Genomic DNA, 2,158 nt, shown 5'->3' with positions numbered 1-2,158 from the left:
CAGCACCACGAAAGGAACCACCAAAACCATCACCACCACCCTCAAACTCGACCAAACCACCCGCAAACTCACCATCGACCTCAGAAAAACCCCCAAACTCAAAATCGACAAAATCACCATCAACCCCACACCCAACCCCTAACCCCAACACCCCCCCACACCCCGCGTCACCTCCCGGGGTGCGGGCCGGTTATGGTACCGGGCAAAGGGCCGGGCACCACGAGTGCCTACGCATCCGGGTACCGGACCCCGGCCCTTACCCTGACGTCCAGGCTCCACACGGCCCGGACACCCCCGGGGCGGGAGAAATGAGGTCACTCTCCCGCCCCGGAACCCGTCATGGAAGACGGAGCCCATCGTTGGGGGTGGGCTCCGTCTTCCAACCAAGGCCCTGTTAGGTGAGCCCCGACACATCCCCCTCCCGTACTCGTCACGGGAGGGGGTTTTGTTTGTCTTGGGGGTTTGGGTGCCGGGCTTGTCCTGGGCCTTTGTTCTGCGGTGCGTCGCTTTGGTGGTCACCGCTGCCCCTTTTGTGTGGAAGGTGTGTTTGATGGTTTTGGGTTTGTGGTCCAGTACAGCCGGTGTCGGTGCCGGGCGAGGCTCCGGGTTGCCCGGGCGCGGTGTTCCGGGGTTACTGCCCCGATTGTGGGGTGTGGTGTTGGCTGTTGCGGTGACATTGACGCTGTTCGCCGTTGTCGATGTCGCGGCCGGGCCGGCCGCGCAGGCCTCCCCGCCCCCTGTGGTGGCGACGGTCCCGCCGAAGGTCACTGATGCGAACAAAGTCCGCCAGCTTGGATTTCCCAGCGGCGCCGACGGCACAGAACCAGGAACGGATGGCGGATTCTTCAAAGGCGTAGAGGTCAGGGATGGTTGGGTTGTTGCCAATATTAACCCCTATGATTTCGAGAATATGCGCCTTCTGCCTCGTGATCGGTGGGAACTATTCACTGATGAGCAGTGGCAAAAGCGCGTCAATGACATCTCAGGCATTCTTGATCAGATCCAGTCGGTAGAATCAGGCGAGCTCGCAGTCAGGAGCGCGGGAGAGCTGAATCCTTACCCAGGCGATCACAACCAATGGGTTGACTGGTCTGCTGGGACGGCAGGAGGGGTATCCCACATTCAAACGGTAGTGTTCCCCAACGGGTCCAAGAATGCAGCGCAAGCATTGAATAGCGAACTTGCCGGGAATGGAACCGGTTCCGCGGGTTCCCTTTACCTCGACTATGAACACTATGCCGGCGAGTTCGAACCTCTCAGTGGTGAGTTACGTGCCAGGGACGCGGTAGTGACGACTTTTCACGAGACGGTCCACAGAGCCCACCAACAGGCCGGCGCAAGAGCACCACATGATGGGAAAACCAAGGTTGTGCGTCCGATTTTCCCTGGCGCTGCCGGCGAAGCTCCAGCGCCCAAAAAGCCTCTGAAGCGCATCAAGGCTGAGATCAAGGATGAAGAGGTACTGACGCACGGCGGCGAAAAGGGCATGTCTTCCTTTGTGAAGAAGCAGATCGCAAAGCTTCAAGAACAAAAAATTGGTGCCACTCCGGAGAAAACAGCCTCAATCGATCGGCTGATCAAAAACCTGTCGACAAAAAGCAACCCACACCTGAACGTTGCAGCCAGAACCGCTCTGAAGAGAAGCGCGGACCCAAACGAGCCGACCTCTTGGAACGATGTGCGGCGACTCGACATACGGTCGGAACTTGCCAGCAGGAACCCCACTGAAATCAAATTCTCCAAAGAGTCAGGCCGCACCACCCGCTCCGAGTACGTAACAGGCTCCTACGCAGAAGGACCAAATGGAAAACGCGAAGCCTTGCGGAAATACACAACAGCCGAAGGCGTATCCACCAGTGATTTGACCAAGGAAGACTTCGAGAACCCCGAAAGAAGTGCCAAGCTCCGCCGAACCACACCCGCTTTCCCCACCTGCAGCGAAGCTGAAGGCGGCCACGACACCTGCCTTCCCGACGAAACCAACGCCGTGGACCTAACGGAAGAAGAATCGCAGAAGCTTGAAGACGAAGTAAAGGCCCGTTCGGAGTGGGAGAAGAGCAGTACCTCGGAGAGCGTGTTTTTTGAGTCGTTGTCGGTGGAGGATTTGCAGGTTCTTGCCGGGTCGAGTGTGACGGGTTCGGCGGAGATGGTGCGGGGC

Annotated in this window: 1 protein-coding gene; it reads left to right on the top strand. The window is 58.7% G+C overall.

Annotated elements, in window-relative coordinates:
- Nucleotides 1–550: 550 nt before the first annotated feature.
- A partial coding sequence (locus ACFUOZ_RS21315) for a hypothetical protein (protein ID WP_377552025.1) occupies nucleotides 551–2,158 on the top strand: 1,608 nt, incomplete at its 3' end.

This window comes from Paenarthrobacter sp. NPDC057355, from assembly GCF_042667405.1.
Classification (GTDB): domain Bacteria; phylum Actinomycetota; class Actinomycetes; order Actinomycetales; family Micrococcaceae; genus Arthrobacter.
Note: the sequence above shows the minus strand (reverse complement) of the source record. Positions and strands in the feature narration are given on the sequence as shown.